This is a genomic window from Streptomyces sp. NPDC002032 (assembly GCF_042890765.1).
GTDB lineage: Bacteria > Actinomycetota > Actinomycetes > Streptomycetales > Streptomycetaceae > Streptomyces.
Map to the genome: position 1 here is coordinate 695,977 of NZ_JBIASM010000003.1, position 18,014 is coordinate 713,990.

Genomic DNA, 18,014 nt, shown 5'->3' on the forward strand with positions numbered 1-18,014 from the left:
GGGACTACCAGCGGTAGTGCGCGAAGGCCTTGTTGGACTCGGCCATCTTGTGCGTGTCCTCACGCTTCTTGACGGCCGCACCGAGGCCGTTCGAAGCGTCGAGAAGCTCGTTCATGAGGCGCTCGGTCATGGTCTTCTCGCGGCGGGCGCGGGAGTAACCCACGAGCCAGCGGAGCGCCAGGGTCGACTGGCGACCCGGCTTGACCTCGACCGGAACCTGGTAGGTCGCGCCACCGACACGGCGGGACTTGACCTCGAGGGACGGCTTGACGTTCTCCAGCGCGCGCTTCAGCGTGATGACCGGGTCGTTGCCGGTCTTCTCGCGGAGGCCTTCCATGGCGCCGTAGACGATGCGCTCGGCGGTGGAGCGCTTGCCGTTCAGCAGGATCTTGTTGATGAGCGACGTCACCAGAGGAGATGCGTAGACCGGGTCGATGATGACCGGGCGCTTCGGGGCGGGGCCCTTACGAGGCATTCTTACTTCTCCTTCTTGGCGCCGTAGCGGCTGCGGGCCTGCTTGCGGTTCTTGACAGCCTGGGTGTCAAGCGCACCGCGGATGATCTTGTAACGAACACCCGGCAGGTCCTTCACACGGCCACCACGCACGAGCACGATCGAGTGCTCCTGCAGGTTGTGTCCCTCACCCGGAATGTAGGCCGTGACCTCGATGCCGGAGGTCAGACGCACACGCGCGACCTTACGGAGCGCCGAGTTCGGCTTCTTCGGGGTGGTCGTGAACACTCGCGTGCAGACGCCACGACGCTGGGGCGAAGCCTCAAGCGCGGGGGTCTTTGTCTTCTCGACCTTGTCCTGCCGGCCCTTCCGGACCAGCTGCTGGATCGTAGGCACTACTTCTCCGGTTTCTGTGTGCCGTGTAGTGAAGCTAACCTGGAACTTTGCCGACCCACGCGGTCGGGTGTGTCGGATCCGGCGGACCTCCGCGCAAGCACGGAAACGCATGGATCGCGGTGGCCGATGCGGGCTCGCATGCGGTTGATGGACACGCACGGGAGCCCAGGCACACCCCAGGCACAAGGTCTGAGCGTACCCACCGCATCCACTCCGGTCAAAACATGAGCCCCGGGCCCCCGCCCCCGAAGGCCCCACAGCTCAGGCGCCGCACGGGCGAGGACCCCGACAGACGGGGCGGGCGTGCGGTCCGCGCACCGGCGTGGTAGAGCGGGCGAACTACACTTCCAGCGAATCCCAGCGAGTCAGACCAAATACGTACGAGCGCCAGGAGCAGGACATTGGGGACGGTCAGCACCGAGCCGACGACGGCGGACGCCCCGCCCCCCGGCGGCGGCCGGACCCCCGGGCCGGCCCGCCGCGCGGGGCGGCTGGCCAGCCTCTACGGGCCCCTGCTGGCCTTCCTCATCACCTCGGGCGCCTTCTGCGCGGCCTGGGCGGCCCGCGGCAGCTTCCCCTTCGGCCCCGCCGGCCGGGCCCTCAACGACCAGGCCAACCAGTACGTGCCCTTCCACCGGGCCCTGTGGGACCTGGTCCACGGCCAGGCCTCCGGCGACGTCCTGTTCACCTGGAGCGGCGGCTTCGGACAGCAGTTCCTGTCCGACTACTACACCTACCTCGGCAACCCGTTCTCCTGGCTGGCCGTCCTGGTCCCCCGCGACCACGTCGACCTGGCCGTCTTCGTCGTCACCCCGGTCACTATGGGCACCGCCGCCGCCCTGATGACCGTCTACCTCGGCAAGCTCCACCCCGGCCCCTGGTGGCAGCGGGGCGTGCTCGGGGCCACGTACGGGCTGTGCGGATGGGCGCTCAGCGACGCCTCGTACATCCCGATGTGGCTGTGGGGCCTGGTCGCGCTGCCGCTGCTCGGGATCGCCGTCGAATGGTGCCTGGAGCAGCGCCGCTGGCCCGGGGTCGCGCTGTTCGTCGCCCTCGCCTGGTTCGGGAACTTCTACACCGCGATGATGGCCACGATGGCCGCCTGCGTCCTGCTGGCCATCCGGCTGATCACCCTGGACCTGACCGGCGCGCAGCGGCTGCGCGCCCTGTGGCGGGCCGCCTCCGCGGCGGCCGTGGGCATCATGCTCACCCTGCCGCTGCTCCTGCCGGCGTTCCTGTCCAGCGGCGCCGCGCAGCCCACCAAGGCCGCCGCCTTCGACCCGGTGCGGATCGAGGTGTTCCTGACCGGGATGCTCCCGGCCACCCACCTGTGGGGCGGCAGGCCGCGGCTGTACGTCGCCTCCCTGGGCCTGATCCTGGCGGGCAGCTTCCTCTTCAACACGGCGGTCGCGCGGCGGACCCGGCTGGTGTGGGCGGCCGCGACGGTGCTCGTCGCCGCCTCCTTCCAGTTCCCGCCGACCCAGTTCGTGTGGCACGGGCTGGCCGTCCCCAACGGCAACCCGTACCGCGAGACCTTCGTCTTCAGCGCGATGGTCGTCATCGTGGCCTGGCTGGCGCTGGCGGCCCGGCCGCGCCCTGCGCACCTGGCGCTCTCCGCCGTCCTGCTGGTCGTGGCCACGTTCGCGCTGCGCCACACCGACGACTTCGGCGGCTGGACCTGGCCGGCCGTCCTCGGCGGCGGCGCCCTGTCCCTGCTGGCCCTGACCCTGCTCGCGCTCGGCGACAAGCGCCGCGGCCTCGTCCCCGTCGCCGCGGTGCTCATGGTCGGCGTCGTCTTCGCCGAATCCGCCGTCGCGGCGGCCAACGCCGACGCCCGCCGGGCCCGCGAACGCTGGGCCAAGCCCGCCGCCACCTCCAGCCAGTCGATCACCCGCCATTTCGAGGCGGTCCGAGGGGTGGACGGCTGGCCCGCCTACCGGACGGATTCGGGCGCGCCACAGACCTCGTACAACGACGCCCTCGCCCTGCGCGCCGAGGGCCCGCAGTACTACAGCAGCTACCTCCCGGAGGCCACGTACCAGGCCCTGGAACCCCTCGGCTACGGCTTCAAGAACGACGGCCGGACCTTCTTCGGCGCCGACAACCCGGTGCTCGACGCGATCTTCTCGATCGGCGCCCGCGTCCGCCCCGGCCCCGCCCCGCACACCTGGACGGGCTCGACGTTCCCGGCCCCGCCGCTGGTCACGGTCCGCCCCGCCACCCCGTACGCCTCCCCCAACCCGGCGGACAGCGTCTACGCCCGCCAGGAGACGGTCCTCGGCGCCACCGTCTACCGGGTCCCCGAGGTCACCCGCGGCGGCACCGCCACCGCCCAGACGTACGCCGCCCAGTGCACCCCCGGCTCCGAGGCCTACTGGTTCTCCCCCGAGCTCTTCGGCACCCTGCGCACCGACGGCCAGCGGCGCCCCCTGGAGGACCGCATGAGCGGCGTCCTCCCGCTGGGCCCGGTCCCCGCGTCGGGCCGCCTGGAGGTCACCGTCGACACCCACACCCGCGGCGCCACCGCCGGCCCCCACCCCATCGGCTGCCTGGACCGGGCCGCCCTCGACACGGCGGTCCGCCACCTCACCGACACCGGCGCCACGAAGGTCACCGCGGGCGGCCACAGCATCGAGGCCACCCTCCCGAAGGGCGCCACCGGCACCGCCGTCCTCGCGACGACGGCCGTCCCGGGCTGGCGGTGCGACGCCCCGGTCCGCCCCTTCCACGGCCTGCTCGCGGTCCCCCTGACCCCGGGCACCGACAAGGTCTCCTGCACCTTCACCCCGAAGGGCCTGGCCCCCGGCCTCGCCGCCGCCGCCCTGGCCCTCCTGGCCCTCGCGGCAGTCCCCCTCCTCCCCCGCCTCGCCCGCCGCCGCCGCACGGGCGCGTAGGCCCGCTCACGACAGCGCCCCCGGCGGTCTCCGCCGGGGGCGCTTCCGCATGCCCGGGCCGGGCCCCGCGGGGCCCACGGGGCCCGCAGGGACGGCGGCCGCACAACGCCGCAGGGCGGCCACCCTTTCGGGTGACCGCCCTGCGGTTGGTGCGCTGCTGCGACTCAGCCGTTGTACGGGCCGTAGTCGTAGTCCTCCAGCGGGACAGCCTGGCCGGAGCCGGTGCCGAAGGGCGAGTAGTCGATGTCGTCGTAACCGACGGCCGAGTACATCGCGGCCTTGGCTTCCTCGGTGGGCTCGACCCGGATGTTGCGGTAGCGGGCGAGGCCCGTACCGGCCGGGATGAGCTTACCGATGATGACGTTCTCCTTGAGGCCGATGAGGCTGTCGGACTTGGCGTTGATCGCCGCATCCGTCAGGACTCGGGTCGTCTCCTGGAAGGAGGCGGCCGACAGCCAGGATTCCGTCGCCAGCGAGGCCTTGGTGATACCCATCAGCTGCGGACGGCCGGAGGCGGGGTGACCGCCCTCGGTGACCACACGACGGTTCTCGGTCTCGAACTTCGAGCGCTCGACGAGCTCGCCCGGCAGGAGCTCCGCGTCGCCGGACTCGATGATCGTCACGCGGCGCAGCATCTGCCGGATGATGATCTCGATGTGCTTGTCGTGGATCGACACGCCCTGCGAGTTGTAGACCTTCTGGACTTCGCCGACCAGGTGGACCTGGACGGCACGCTGGCCGAGGATGCGCAGCACGTCGTGCGGGTTGGTGGCACCCATGGTGAGCTTCTGGCCCACCTCGACGTGGTCGCCCTCGTGCACGATGACCTTGGCGCGCTTGGAGATCGGGAACGCCGTCTCCTCGCTGCCGTCGTCGGGCGTGATGACGATCTTCTTCGTCTTCTCGGTCTCCTCGATCCGCACGCGGCCGGCGGCCTCGGAGATCGGGGCGACACCCTTCGGGGTACGGGCCTCGAAGAGCTCGACGACACGCGGCAGACCCTGCGTGATGTCGTCACCGGCCACACCACCGGTGTGGAAGGTACGCATCGTCAGCTGGGTGCCGGGCTCACCGATGGACTGGGCGGCGATGATGCCGACCGCCTCACCGATGTCGACCAGCTTGCCGGTGGCCAGCGAGCGGCCGTAGCAGAAGGCACAGGTGCCGACCGCGGACTCGCAGGTCAGGACCGAGCGGGTCTTGACCTCCTCGACACCGTTCGCGATGAGGGCGTCGATGAGCACGTCACCGAGGTCCACGTTCGCCGGCGCGATGACCTTGCCGTCGATGACGACGTCCTCGGCCAGCATGCGGGCGTACACGGAGGTCTCGACGTCGTCCGCCTTGCGGAGGACACCCGCCTCGTCCTTGACACCGATCTTGAGCTTGAGGCCGCGCTCGGTGCCGCAGTCCTCCTCGCGGATGATGACGTCCTGCGAGACGTCCACCAGACGACGGGTGAGGTAACCCGAGTCGGCGGTACGCAGGGCGGTGTCCGCCAGACCCTTACGGGCACCGTGCGTGGAGATGAAGTACTCCAGAACGGTGAGGCCCTCACGGAAGGACGCCTTGATCGGACGCGGGATGGTCTCGTTCTTCGCGTTCGACACCAGACCACGCATACCGGCGATCTGTCGCATCTGCATCATGTTTCCTCGGGCACCCGAGTCAACCATCATGAAGATGGGGTTCGTCTTGGGGAAGTTCGCGTTCATCGCCTCGGCGACCTCGTTGGTCGCCTGCGTCCAGATCTGGATGAGCTCCTGCGTGCGCTCTTCCTTGGTGATCAGACCGCGCTCGTACTGCTTCTGGACCTTCTCGTCCTTGGCCTCGTAGCCCGCGACGATGGCCTTCTTCGCCTCGGGAACGACGACGTCGGAGATGGCCACGGTGACGCCCGAACGGGTCGCCCAGTGGAAGCCGGCCGCCTTCAGGTTGTCGAGCGTCGCCGCCACGATGACCTTGGGGTAGCGCTCCGCCAGGTCGTTGACGATCTCGGAGAGCTGCTTCTTGCCCACCGAGTAGTCGACGAACGGGTAGTCCTCGGGCAGCAGCTCGTTGAAGAGCGCGCGACCCAGGGTCGTCTTCAGACGGAAGCTGTCGCCCGGCTGGAACTCCTGCTCGCCCTCTTCGGCGACCGGCGCCACCCAGCCGCGCGGCGGGATGGTGCCCACCGGGAAGCGGATGTCGACCTGCGACTGGAGCGCGAGCTCGCCGGCGTCGAACGCCATGATCGCCTCGGCGGTGGAGCCGAACGCGCGGCCCTCGCCCTTGACGTCACGGAGCTCACCGTCGGTGGTCAGGAAGAACAGACCGAGGACCATGTCCTGGGTCGGCATCGTGACCGGACGGCCGTCGGCCGGCTTCAGGATGTTGTTCGAGGACAGCATCAGGATGCGGGCCTCGGCCTGCGCCTCCGCGGAGAGCGGCAGGTGCACGGCCATCTGGTCACCGTCGAAGTCCGCGTTGAACGCGGTGCAGACGAGCGGGTGGATCTGGATGGCCTTGCCTTCGACCAGCTGGGGCTCGAAGGCCTGGATGCCGAGGCGGTGCAGCGTGGGCGCACGGTTCAGGAGGACCGGGTGCTCGGCGATGACCTCTTCGAGGACGTCGTAGACGACCGTGCGGCCGCGCTCGACCATGCGCTTCGCCGACTTGATGTTCTGCGCGTGGTTCAGGTCGACCAGGCGCTTCATCACGAACGGCTTGAAGAGCTCCAGCGCCATGGCCTTGGGCAGACCACACTGGTGCAGCTTCAGCTGCGGACCGACGACGATCACGGAACGCGCGGAGTAGTCCACGCGCTTGCCGAGGAGGTTCTGACGGAATCGACCCTGCTTGCCCTTGAGCATGTCGCTCAGGGACTTCAGCGGACGGTTGCCGGGACCGGTCACCGGACGACCACGACGACCGTTGTCGAAGAGGGCGTCGACGGCCTCCTGGAGCATGCGCTTCTCGTTGTTCACGATGATCTCGGGGGCACCGAGGTCGAGAAGGCGCTTCAGGCGGTTGTTGCGGTTGATCACGCGGCGGTACAGGTCGTTCAGGTCGGAGGTCGCGAAGCGGCCACCGTCCAGCTGCACCATCGGACGCAGGTCCGGCGGGATCACCGGCACGCAGTCCAGAACCATGCCCTTGGGCTTGTTGCTGGTCTGCAGGAACGCGGAGACGACCTTGAGGCGCTTGAGCGCACGGGTCTTCTTCTGGCCCTTGCCGGTACGGATGATCTCGCGGAGGCGCTCGGCCTCCTCGTCGAGGTCGAAGGACTCCAGGCGCTTCTGCAGCGCGGCGGCGCCCATGCAGCCGTCGAAGTACGTGCCGAAGCGGTCACGCAGCTCGCGGTAGAGCAGCTCGTCGCCCTCCAGGTCCTGGACCTTGAGGTTCTTGAAGCGGGCCCACACCTCGTCGAGGCGGTCGATCTCGCGCTGGGCGCGGTCACGCAGCTGCTTCATCTCGCGCTCGGCACCTTCGCGCACCTTGCGGCGTACGTCGGCCTTCGCGCCCTCGGCCTCGAGCTCGGCCAGGTCGGTCTCGAGCTTCTTGGCACGGCCTTCGAGGTCCGCGTCACGGCGGTTCTCGATCTGCTGGCGCTCGACGGAGACGTGCGCCTCCAGCGACGGGAGGTCGCGGGTGCGGCGCTCGTCGTCGACGAACGTGATCATGTACGCGGCGAAGTAGATGACCTTCTCGAGGTCCTTCGGCGCGAGGTCCAGCAGGTAGCCCAGGCGCGACGGGACGCCCTTGAAGTACCAGATGTGGGTGACGGGAGCGGCAAGCTCGATGTGGCCCATCCGCTCACGACGCACCTTGGCGCGGGTGACCTCGACGCCGCAGCGCTCGCAGATGATGCCCTTGAAGCGGACACGCTTGTACTTGCCGCAGTAGCACTCCCAGTCCCGGGTCGGACCGAAGATCTTCTCGCAGAAGAGTCCGTCCTTCTCGGGCTTGAGCGTGCGGTAGTTGATGGTCTCCGGCTTCTTGACCTCGCCGTGGGACCAGGTTCGGATGTCGTCCGCGGTGGCAAGGCCGATCCGCAGCTCGTCGAAGAAGTTGACGTCGAGCACTGTGCGTCAATCCCTCTTTCGGGGTCGAGTCTCAATCATGGTCTGAACGGTCCCGGGGATGACGGGGGGCTCTTGAGCGAGCCCCCCGTCAGGCCCGTCAGACCTCTTCGACGCTGCTCGGCTCACGCCGGGACAGGTCGATACCGAGCTCCTCCGCCGCGCGGAAGACGTCCTCGTCGGTGTCGCGCATCTCGATGGACATGCCGTCCGAGGACAGCACCTCCACGTTGAGGCAGAGCGACTGCATTTCCTTGATGAGCACCTTGAAGGACTCGGGAATGCCCGGCTCGGGGATGTTCTCGCCCTTGACGATGGCCTCGTAGACCTTCACGCGGCCGGTGACGTCATCGGACTTGATGGTCAGCAGCTCCTGGAGGGCGTAAGCGGCGCCATAAGCCTCCAGCGCCCACACCTCCATCTCACCGAAGCGCTGGCCACCGAACTGTGCCTTACCACCCAGCGGCTGCTGCGTGATCATCGAGTACGGACCGGTCGACCGGGCGTGGAGCTTGTCGTCGACCAGGTGGTGGAGCTTGAGGATGTACATGTACCCGATCGAGATCGGGTCCGGGAACGGCTCACCGGAGCGGCCGTCGAACAGGCGCGCCTTGCCGGACGGGAGGACCAGGCGGTCGCCGTCGCGGTTCGGGATGGTGTGCTCGAACAGGCCGGCGAGCTCGTCCTCACGGGCACCGTCGAACACCGGGGTGGCGACGTTGGTACCGGGCTCGACACGGTCGGCCCCGATGACCTTCAGACGCTCGGCCCACTCCTCGCCGAGGCCGGAGACGTCCCAGCCGCGGCTGGCGAGCCAGCCGAGGTGGATTTCCAGGACCTGTCCCGGGTTCATTCGGGACGGGACACCCAGCGGGTTCAGGATGATGTCGACCGGCGTGCCGTCCTCAAGGAAGGGCATGTCCTCGATCGGAAGGATCTTGGAGATGACACCCTTGTTGCCGTGGCGGCCGGCGAGCTTGTCACCGTCGGTGATCTTGCGCTTCTGGGCGACGTAGACGCGGACCAGCTGGTTCACGCCCGGGGGAAGCTCGTCCCCCTCCTCGCGGTCGAAGACGCGGACACCGATGACCTTGCCGATCTCACCGTGAGGAACCTTGAGCGAGGTGTCACGCACCTCGCGGGCCTTCTCACCGAAGATCGCGCGGAGCAGACGCTCCTCCGGGGTCAGCTCGGTCTCACCCTTGGGCGTGACCTTGCCGACCAGGATGTCGCCGGCGACGACGTCCGCACCGATGCGGATGATGCCGCGCTCGTCGAGGTCGGCGAGGACCTCTTCGGAGACGTTCGGGATGTCCCGGGTGATCTCCTCCGGGCCCAGCTTGGTGTCACGGGCGTCGACCTCGTGCTCCTCGATGTGGATCGAGGAGAGGACGTCGTCCTGTACGAGGCGCTGCGACAGGATGATCGCGTCCTCGTAGTTGTGACCTTCCCAGGGCATGAACGCGACGAGCAGGTTCTTGCCGAGGGCCATTTCGCCCTCTTCGGTCGCGGGACCGTCGGCGAGGACCTGGGACTCGATGATCCGGTCGCCCTCGTTGACGATGACCTTCTGGTTGACCGAGGTGCCCTGGTTCGAGCGGGAGAACTTCGCGACGCGGTACGTGGTGTACGTGCCGTCGTCGTTGGCGACGGTGATGTAGTCGGCCGAGACCTCCTGGACGACACCGTCCTTCTCCGCGCGGATCGAGTCACCGGCGTCGACCGCACAGCGGTACTCCATGCCGGTGCCGACGAGCGGCGCCTCCGCCTTGATGAGCGGAACGGCCTGGCGCATCATGTTCGCGCCCATGAGGGCACGGTTGGCGTCGTCGTGCTCCAGGAAGGGGATCATCGCGGTCGCGACGGACACCATCTGGCGCGGGGAGACGTCCATGTAGTCGACGTCGTCGCCGGCGATGTAGTCGATCTCGCCGCCACGACGGCGGACCAGCACGCGGTTCTCGGTGAAGCGCATGTCCTCGGACAGGCCGGCGTTGGCCTGGGCGATGACGAAGCGGTCTTCCTCGTCGGCCGTCAGGTAGTCGACGTCGTCGGTGACGACACCGTCGATGACCTTGCGGTACGGGGTCTCGACGAAACCGAACGCGTTGACGCGGCCGTAGGACGCGAGCGAGCCGATCAGACCGATGTTCGGGCCTTCGGGGGTCTCGATCGGGCACATGCGGCCGTAGTGCGACGGGTGGACGTCACGGACCTCGAAGCCGGCCCGCTCACGGGACAGACCGCCGGGGCCCAGCGCCGACAGGCGGCGCTTGTGGGTCAGACCCGACAGCGGGTTGTTCTGGTCCATGAACTGCGACAGCTGGCTGGTGCCGAAGAACTCCTTGATGGAGGCGACGACCGGCCGGATGTTGATCAGGGTCTGCGGCGTGATGGCCTCGACGTCCTGGGTCGTCATGCGCTCGCGGACGACGCGCTCCATACGAGCCAGACCCGTGCGGACCTGGTTCTGGATGAGCTCGCCGACGTTGCGCAGACGACGGTTGCCGAAGTGGTCGATGTCGTCGGTCTCGACGACGATCGAACGGCCCGACTCACCGATGGTCTCGGTCTCGCCCGCGTGGAGCCGGACGAGGTACTTGATCGTCGCGATGATGTCGTCGGTGGTGAGCACACCGGCGTCCAGCGGCTCGTCGGCGCCGAGCTTCTTGTTCACCTTGTAGCGGCCGACCTTGGCGAGGTCGTAGCGCTTCGGGTTGAAGTAGAGGTTCTCGAGCAGCGTCTGAGCGGCCTCGCGGGTCGGCGGTTCGCCCGGACGCAGCTTGCGGTAGATGTCGAGCAGCGCGTCGTCCTGACCCTGGGTGTGGTCCTTCTCCAGGGTGGCGCGCATGGACTCGTACTCGCCGAACTCCTCCAGGATCTGCTCGGTGGTCCAGCCGAGAGCCTTCAGGAGGACGGTGACGGACTGCTTGCGCTTGCGGTCGATGCGGACACCGACCATGTCGCGCTTGTCGATCTCCATCTCCAGCCAGGCACCCCGGGACGGGATGATCTTGGCCGCGAAGATGTCCTTGTCGGACGTCTTGTCGATGGAGGAGTCGAAGTAGACACCGGGGGAACGGACAAGCTGCGACACGACGACACGCTCGGTGCCGTTGATGACGAAGGTGCCCTTGTTGGTCATGAGCGGGAAATCGCCCATGAAGACCGTCTGAGACTTGATCTCTCCGGTCTCGTTGTTCGTGAACTCGGCTGTGACGAACAGCGGCGCCGCGAACGTGAAGTCGCGGTCCTTGCACTCGTCGACAGAGTTCTTCGCCGGCTCGAAACGGTGGTCGCGGAAGGTCAGCGACATCGACCCGGAGAAGTCCTCGATCGGCGAGATCTCCTCGAAGATCTCTTCCAGACCGGACTTGGTGGGGACGTCCTGTCCACTCTCAAGAGCCGACTCGACGCGGGACTTCCAAGCGGCGTTGCCGAGCAGCCAGTCAAAGCTCTCGGTCTGCAGCGCCAGGAGGTTCGGAACCTCGAGGGGCTCCTTGATCTTTGCAAAGGAGATGCGCAGCGGGGCGGTGCTGGCACCGTTGTTCGTATTGGTCGAGGCGTTGCGCGAGGCGGCCAAGAGGGGGTCCTTCCGAGGGCTCGGACTCACTACGCGCGTACCGGTCCCAGCCGACACAGAAGACGGACTCCCCCGGCCGGCCGGAAAGGCCAGGTCAGGGCATATCAATCAAGTGTGCTCAAGCGTGGGCATGACCCTGGCGACGGGCAGGGGTCAGCTAACAGGCAGCGCAAAGGGTCAGTGTAGCCACTCGGCTCACTGATGTCCAGACCAGGTTTCCGGAAACCGGCAACAGGCCTTCCCCATGTTGTTTCGAACCAACCCTGCGTCCCACGCTAGCGACGCCCTCGCACACAGAGCGCGTATCAGTACTGCCCTCTTCGTAGTCGATCCATGCCTCGGATCTCGGATCGGACCGACCGAGCTGGCGACGGCTCTGAGAATTGCGCGCCGCTGGCCGTTCGTCAAGGCCCCGTGCTCCGAGCGGATCATCTCGGGACCCTGCTCCGGAGCAACGATGATCACCCTACTCCCCAACGAGACCAGGGCAAGTCAGGCACTGCGGGTACGCCAAAGGGCGACCACCCTTACGGGTGATCGCCCTTGGAAGGGGCCTCAGAGGGCCCCCGAGGTGTTACTTGACCTCGACGCCGGCGCCGGCAGCCTTGAGGGCCTCGGCGGCCTTGTCAGCGGCCTCCTTGGCGACCTTCTCGAGGACGGGCTTCGGAGCACCGTCAACGAGGTCCTTGGCCTCCTTCAGACCCAGGGAGGTCAGCTCGCGCACGACCTTGATGACCTGGATCTTCTTGTCGCCGGCACCCGTGAGGATGACGTCGAACTCGTCCTGCTCCTCGGCGGCGGCGGCGGCGTCGCCACCACCCTGACCCGGGGCGGCAACGGCGACGGCCGCGGCGGCGGTGACGTCGAACTTCTCCTCGAAGGCCTTCACGAACTCGGAGAGCTCGATGAGGGTCATCTCCTCGAACTGGGCGAGGAGGTCGTCCTGAGAGAGCTTCGCCATGATGGGCGATCCTTCCACTAATTCGGCAGGTGCCGGATGTATTGAGAGGCGGGCGTAACGGCCCGCTACGACCCACGCACTAGGCGGCGTAGATCAGTGCGCGAGCCGAATTACTCGGCACCGCCCTGCTCGGCGAGCTTGACGCGAAGCGCTTCCGCAGTGCGGACGAACTTCGACGGCAGCGCCTGGAAGAGCGAGGCAGCCTGGGACTGCTTGCCCTTGAACGCGCCGGCCAGCTTGCTGAGCAGAACCTCGCGGGACTCGAGGTCCGCGAGCTTCTTGATCTCATCGGCGGTCAGCGCCTTACCGTCAAGGACACCGCCCTTGATGATGAGGTTCGGGTTCTCCTTGGCGAAGTCACGAAGACCCTTCGCCGACTCCACCGGGTCACCGGTGATGAAGGCGGCGCCCGTCGGACCGGTGAACTGGTCGTCGAGCGAAGTGATCCCGGCGTTGTTGGCCGCAATCTTGGTCAGCGTGTTCTTCACCACGGCGTACTGGGCGTTCTCACCGAGCGAACGACGCAGCGTCTTGAGCTGCGCAACGGTGAGACCCCGGTACTCGGTCAGCACAACGGCGTTCGAGCTGCGGAACTGGTCCTCAAGCTCGGCTACCGCAGCAGCCTTGTCGGGCCTTGCCATAGAGCGTCGGCCTCCTTCCGGGTGATGAGGACCGCTCAGAAGGGGCTGGACAAGCAAAACGCCCCGGCGCATGGCGCACGGGGCACGGCTCGACCGAAATGAATTCCGGGAACTTTCCTCGAACACCTGCGCAGGACGTCCGCTCGCAGCGAATCCTTCGGCCACCGCACTCTTTCGAGCACGGCAACGACCAGCGGTCTTTGGCTTCTCCGGAAGCGTACGCGAAGGCAACCGGACGAAGCAAATCGCCCCTCAGCCGCCCTTCAGCACCTCGTCGAAGTCGGCGACCTGGTCGGCCGGCGGGGCCGCGACCGGCGCGACCTGGCCGAAGCCGTCGAAGGTGGCCTGGGTGCTGGAGACGCCCTTGTCGTCGTGGCTCACCGTCAGGGCGTGCACCGGGTAGTCGTCCTTGCCGATCCACACGTCCGCCTCCAGGACCGTGAGGTGCTTCACGGACTCGTGGAGGTACTGGCGGTCCTTCTCCGGCATCACCTTGGTCGCCTCGTCGGCCGCCTGGAGGTCCGCGCCGGTGAGGGCAGCCCGGTAGTGCCGGGTCCCCGGGGCGTCGGACGGGGAGAACGGGACCAGGGCGACCTTGGGCTGGCCCAGGAGCAGGGCGAGGTACTCCGCCGGGTCCTCGTTCATCCGCACCCCGGGCTTGCCGTCCACGGAGAGGTCCAGCTTCATCCACGCCTTGCCGTTGACCGGCTCCTTGCGCTGCGTGTAGATCACGTCGCCGGTCATGACGGAGCGCGCTTCGGACGTGGGGCCCTTGACCGTCAGGTCGTGGGACGACGGGTACCAGCCCTTCGTGCCGGTCTGGGTCGAGACCTTGCCGTCGCTCCCCGTGGAGCGCACCTCGGCCATGGCGAACTTGGCGGCCGCCGTCTTGAGCCAGGACGCCTTCACCGCCTCCACGGGCGACGGCGCCGGGGACGCGCCCGCCGCCGCGCCCGCTGCCGCGCCCGCGTCCGCCGCGTCCTTGGCCGCGCCGTCCTTCTTCGCGCCGTCGCAGGCGGTGAGCCCGCCGACGAGCAGGGCCGCGCCCGCGAGCACCGCGCCGGCCCGCTTGCGTACGATCCGGTTCACGCGCCCTCCCCCAGCCGGGAGAGCATCCCGAACAGGTCGACGGTCTCGTTGTCCGGCGGGGCCTGGACGGTCGCCGTCGTGGTGTAGTCCGAGTAGGAGGCGTCCACGTCGAGGGAGCCCTCGGGCGTGCCCATGGCGACCTTCATGCGGGCCGGGTAGCCGTCCTCGTCCACCCAGACGTCCATGTCGTAGCCCTTGATGCCGGCCTTCTTCATGGCGTCGGTGAGCTTCGTCCGGTCGGCCTCCGGCAGCGCCGTGGCGCCCTTGTTCGCGGCGAGCATCTCCTCGGCGGTCAGCGTGCCCTTGTAGTGCCGGGTGTCGGCGCCCGCGACCTTCTCCGGGCCGACGAGCTTCACGTTCGGGGAGGCGAGCAGCATGCCCAGCTGCTTGGCGGGGTCCTGGCTCTGGCCCATCCCGCCCAGGTCGCCGACGCCGCCGAGCTGCTTCAGCGCCTCGGCGTCCCCCGAGGCCTCGGCCGCGGCCTTGATGTCGATCTTCATCCAGCGCTTGCCCTCCATGCCCGCCGCCATCGGCGAGCCGGTCGGCAGCTCCATGTACATGACGTCCTTGTCCATGATCATGTGCACGGATTCGACGCCGGACTGGCCGGGGCCGCCCTTCATCGTCATGTCCATGACCTGCGGGTCCCAGCCCTGGACGCCCGTCATCTCGACGCTCTCGCCGCCGAGCCCGCCGGACATCTTCATCGTCATGTGCACCTTGGCCGACTTGGCGGCCGAGGTCTTCTTGTACGCGGCCGTGAGCGCCTCGGTGGCGTTCCCGGCGGCCGGAGCCGGCGCCGGCGGCTCGGACGGACGGACGGAAGCCGCCGAAGGGGCCGCCTTGCCGGCGCCGTCCTTCTTGCCGCCCTCACAGGCCGTGGCCCCGGCCACGAGCAGTACGGCGGCCAGCGCGGCCCCCGCGGCCCTCTTGCGGTGCATGAGCATGGAGTCCCCACCCCTGGTGTGATTGTGTTCGATTTCCCCCGACCTTACGTGGCACACACACGAAGCCGCGCGGCACTAACGCCCCGGACGACGAAAACGGGCCCCGCGCCCCCCGGTGAAGGGGGGCACGGGGCCCGTTCGGCCACTCGGTGGTCCGATCAGGCGGGAGCCGGATCAGACAGCAGCCGGGTCTTCCTCGACGAGGAGGTTCCGGGTGCGGTTGGAGTCCAGCTGGATGCCGGGACCCATCGTGGTGCTCAGGGCGGCCTTCTTGATGTAGCGGCCCTTCGCGGCGGACGGCTTCAGACGGATGATCTCGTCCAGGGCCGCCGCGTAGTTCTCGACCAGCTGCTCATCGGAGAAGGAGACCTTGCCGATGATGAAGTGCAGGTTCGAGTGCTTGTCGACGCGGAACTCGATCTTGCCACCCTTGATCTCGGTGACAGCCTTGGCGACGTCCATCGTGACGGTGCCGGTCTTCGGGTTCGGCATGAGGCCACGGGGACCGAGCACGCGGCCGAGGCGGCCGACCTTGCCCATGAGGTCCGGGGTGGCGACAACGGCGTCGAACTCGTTGAGGCGGTTGCCCTTGGCGATCTCGTTGATGAGCTCGTCGTCGCCGACGATGTCGGCGCCGGCGGCTTCCGCGGCCGCAGCACGGTCACCGGTCGCGAAGACCAGGACCCGGGCGGTCTTGCCGGTGCCGTGCGGGAGGTTCACGGTGCCGCGGACCATCTGGTCGGCCTTGCGCGGGTCGACACCCAGGCGGAAGGCGATCTCGACGGTGCTGTCGAACTTGGTCGCGGAGGTCTCCTTGGCGAGACGGACGGCCTCGAGCGGGGCGTACAGCTTTTCCCGGTCGACCTTGGCGTCCGCAGCGCGGAGAGTCTTGCTGCGCTTCACTTCTGCTCCTGTGTTGTGACTTCAGGCGTGGAGTCGTGGTGCGGACCAGCGCTTGGTCCTACCACTGTGGTGCTGGGGGTGGCTGTATCAGCCTTCGACCGTGATGCCCATCGAACGCGCGGTGCCGGCGATGATCTTCTCGGCGGCGTCGATGTCGTTGGCGTTCAGGTCGGGCATCTTGATCGTGGCGATCTCGCGGACCTGGTCACGCGTCAGCTTCGCGACCTTGGTCTTGTGCGGCTCGCCGGAGCCCTTCTCCACGCCCGCGCTCTTCAGGATGAGGCGCGCGGCCGGCGGAGTCTTGGTGATGAAGGTGAAGGAACGGTCGTCGTAGACCGTGATCTCCACCGGCACGACCATGCCACGCTGCGACTCGGTCGCGGCGTTGTAGGCCTTGCAGAACTCCATGATGTTGACGCCGTGCTGACCGAGCGCGGGGCCGACCGGCGGAGCCGGGTTGGCCGCACCGGCCTTGATCTGGAGCTTGATAAGCCCCGTGATCTTCTTCTTCTTGGGAGGCATTGCTCTCTCCGGGTCCTAGTGAGAGTTTTCAGCCGCCAACCGGTCATCCGGATGGAGGCATACCGCACCACGATAGCGGGTATAGGTGCGGGGCTAAAAACCGAGCAGGTCAGACCGCCCTTAGGGGGGCGATCTGACCTGTTTCGGAAGCGTCGTTCAGAAGCCCTGGATCAGTTCTTCTGGATCTGGTCGAAGCTCAGCTCGACCGGGGTCTCGCGGCCGAAGATCTCGACGAGGCCCTTGACCTTCTTCGAGTCCGGGTTGATCTCGTTGATCGTCGCCTGGAGCGTGGCGAACGGGCCGTCGGTGACGGTGACCGAGTCGCCGACCTCGAAGTCCAGGACCTCGATGGTGCGCTTGACCGCGGGGGCCGGCAGACCGGCGTCCTCGGCGGCCTGCTTGGCGGCCTTCTCCTGCGCCTCGGGGGCGAGCATCTTGACGATCTCGTCGAGGGTCAGCGGGTACGGGTCGTAGGCGTTGCCGACGAAGCCGGTGACACCCGGGGTGTTGCGGACGACGCCCCAGGACTCGTTCGTCAGATCCATGCGGACGAGAACGTAACCGGGCAGCTTGTTCTGCCGGACGTTCTTGCGCTCGCCGTTCTTGATCTGGACGATCTCTTCCTCGGGCACCTCGGCCTGGTAGATGAACTCCTCGACGTTCAGCGAGACGGCACGCTGCTCCAGGTTCGCCTTCACGCGCTTCTCGTAGCCCGCGTAGGTGTGGATCACGTACCACTCGCCGGGGAGCAGGCGCAGCTCGTCGCGGAGGGCCTGTACGGGGTCGACCGGCTCGGCGGGCTCGGCGTCGGCGGCCTCTTCGGCCTCCTCGCCGGCCTCGGCCTCGACGTCACCCTCGTCCTCGGCGTCCGCGTCCGCGTCGCCCTCGGAGTCCTCGTCCTCGGCGGCCTCGGCGTCGCCCTCAGCCTCTACAGCCTCTGCGTCGACCTCGTCCTCGACGTGCAGCGCGGCTTCCTCGGCGGCGATGCCGGCCTCGGCATCGGCGAGCTCGGCCTCGTCGGGGTCCACAGCGTCTGCCGCCTCGACGATGTCGAGCTCGTCCTCGACGGACTCGACGGAGTCGTGGCTCGCGTTCAGGTTCGGGTCAGACACGGTGGCTGCTTCTTCCTGGATACAAAAGGTGGTGGAACATGCGAAAACGGGCGGCACCCATCAAGGCGCCGCCCTCCGCGGGGATCAGCCGAAGACGAACTTGATGGCTTCCTGGAACCCATAGTCAATCACGGTCACCAGACCGATCATGATGACGACGAAGACAATCACCACGGAGGTGTACGTCGTGAGCTGGTTCCGGGTGGGCCATACGACCTTGCGGAGTTCCGCGACGATCTGGCGGTAGAACAGCGCGAGCCGGCCCAGAGGGCCCTTCTTGCCGCGCTTGCCGCCCTTGCGGGCCTTCTTCTCGCGAGTGTCGTCCTCGGCGTCAGGCATGTCGATGGAGCCCAGGGCGTCCGTCACGTCTCTCACCTGAATCCGGGTCGTGGCCGTAGCCGCGCCCGGTTGCGCCGCACGGCGTTGCATCGAAGTACGTACCTGCGCACACA

General features: G+C 67.9%; 13 protein-coding genes. 1 reads left to right on the plus strand and 12 read right to left on the minus strand.

Annotated elements, in window-relative coordinates; all coding sequences use genetic code 11:
* Positions 1-4 precede the first annotated feature (4 nt).
* Together rpsG and rpsL are read right to left on the minus strand one after the other, a co-directional pair.
* A complete protein-coding gene (gene rpsG, locus ACFYYT_RS11370; protein WP_007265894.1) occupies positions 5-475 on the minus strand; it encodes a 30S ribosomal protein S7 in 471 nt (156 codons plus the stop codon).
* A gap of 2 nt (positions 476-477) precedes the next feature.
* Positions 478-849 carry a 30S ribosomal protein S12 gene (rpsL, locus tag ACFYYT_RS11375; protein ID WP_007265893.1) on the minus strand — a complete coding sequence of 124 codons (372 nt, stop codon included), beginning with the start codon at positions 847-849 and terminating at the stop codon, positions 478-480.
* 401 nt (positions 850-1,250) lie between these two features.
* Between rpsL and ACFYYT_RS11380 the strand changes: the two genes are divergently transcribed.
* On the plus strand, positions 1,251-3,743 hold the full coding sequence (locus tag ACFYYT_RS11380; RefSeq protein ID WP_351821588.1) for a YfhO family protein: 2,493 nt from the start codon (positions 1,251-1,253) through the stop codon (positions 3,741-3,743).
* A gap of 164 nt (positions 3,744-3,907) precedes the next feature.
* Here the strand turns inward: ACFYYT_RS11380 and ACFYYT_RS11385 are convergent, their stop codons facing one another.
* The 10 genes from ACFYYT_RS11385 to secE form a co-directional block, all read right to left on the minus strand.
* Positions 3,908-7,807, minus strand: a complete 3,900-nt coding sequence (locus tag ACFYYT_RS11385; protein ID WP_351821585.1) for a DNA-directed RNA polymerase subunit beta' — start codon at positions 7,805-7,807, stop codon at positions 3,908-3,910.
* Positions 7,808-7,904: 97 nt separating this feature from the next.
* Positions 7,905-11,387 carry a DNA-directed RNA polymerase subunit beta gene (gene rpoB / locus ACFYYT_RS11390; RefSeq protein WP_351821582.1) on the minus strand — a complete coding sequence of 1,161 codons (3,483 nt, stop codon included), beginning with the start codon at positions 11,385-11,387 and terminating at the stop codon, positions 7,905-7,907.
* 574 nt (positions 11,388-11,961) lie between these two features.
* Positions 11,962-12,348, minus strand: a complete 387-nt coding sequence (gene rplL, locus ACFYYT_RS11395) for a 50S ribosomal protein L7/L12 (protein WP_351821579.1) — start codon at positions 12,346-12,348, stop codon at positions 11,962-11,964.
* A gap of 110 nt (positions 12,349-12,458) precedes the next feature.
* A complete protein-coding gene (gene rplJ, locus ACFYYT_RS11400) occupies positions 12,459-12,989 on the minus strand; it encodes a 50S ribosomal protein L10 (protein WP_266574556.1) in 531 nt (176 codons plus the stop codon).
* A 252-nt stretch (positions 12,990-13,241) separates the two neighbouring features.
* Positions 13,242-14,078: a hypothetical protein gene (locus tag ACFYYT_RS11405; protein ID WP_351821576.1), complete on the minus strand. Its 837-nt coding sequence runs from the start codon at positions 14,076-14,078 to the stop codon at positions 13,242-13,244.
* Entirely contained in the window at positions 14,075-15,025 is a 951-nt protein-coding gene (locus ACFYYT_RS11410) for a hypothetical protein (protein ID WP_388607537.1), read from the minus strand. Before ACFYYT_RS11410 ends, ACFYYT_RS11405 begins: the two co-directional genes overlap by 4 nt.
* 174 nt (positions 15,026-15,199) lie before the next feature.
* Positions 15,200-15,928 carry a 50S ribosomal protein L1 gene (rplA, locus tag ACFYYT_RS11415; RefSeq protein WP_351821571.1) on the minus strand — a complete coding sequence of 243 codons (729 nt, stop codon included), beginning with the start codon at positions 15,926-15,928 and terminating at the stop codon, positions 15,200-15,202.
* A gap of 87 nt (positions 15,929-16,015) precedes the next feature.
* Positions 16,016-16,450, minus strand: coding sequence for a 50S ribosomal protein L11 (gene rplK, locus ACFYYT_RS11420; protein WP_351821568.1), 435 nt, complete (start codon positions 16,448-16,450; stop codon positions 16,016-16,018).
* A 170-nt stretch (positions 16,451-16,620) separates the two neighbouring features.
* The gene (gene nusG / locus ACFYYT_RS11425; protein WP_351821565.1) at positions 16,621-17,562 is read right to left on the minus strand and encodes a transcription termination/antitermination protein NusG; all 942 of its coding nucleotides are present in this window, start codon (positions 17,560-17,562) and stop codon (positions 16,621-16,623) included.
* Between the two features lie 84 nt (positions 17,563-17,646).
* Positions 17,647-17,928 (minus strand): preprotein translocase subunit SecE, encoded by a 282-nt coding sequence (gene secE, locus ACFYYT_RS11430; RefSeq protein ID WP_243333337.1) that lies wholly within the window; start codon positions 17,926-17,928, stop codon positions 17,647-17,649.
* Positions 17,929-18,014 lie beyond the last annotated feature (86 nt).

What these genes read in the sequence shown, in the direction of transcription:
- rpsG (WP_007265894.1), bottom strand. Translation starts at nt 475, where the DNA reads ATGCCTCGTAAGGGCCCCGCCCCGAAGCGCCCGGTCATCATCGACCCG.
- rplL (WP_351821579.1), bottom strand. Translation starts at nt 12,348, where the DNA reads ATGGCGAAGCTCTCTCAGGACGACCTCCTCGCCCAGTTCGAGGAGATG.
- rplJ (WP_266574556.1), bottom strand. Translation starts at nt 12,989, where the DNA reads ATGGCAAGGCCCGACAAGGCTGCTGCGGTAGCCGAGCTTGAGGACCAG.
- ACFYYT_RS11410 (WP_388607537.1), bottom strand. Translation starts at nt 15,025, where the DNA reads ATGCTCATGCACCGCAAGAGGGCCGCGGGGGCCGCGCTGGCCGCCGTA.
- rplK (WP_351821568.1), bottom strand. Translation starts at nt 16,450, where the DNA reads ATGCCTCCCAAGAAGAAGAAGATCACGGGGCTTATCAAGCTCCAGATC.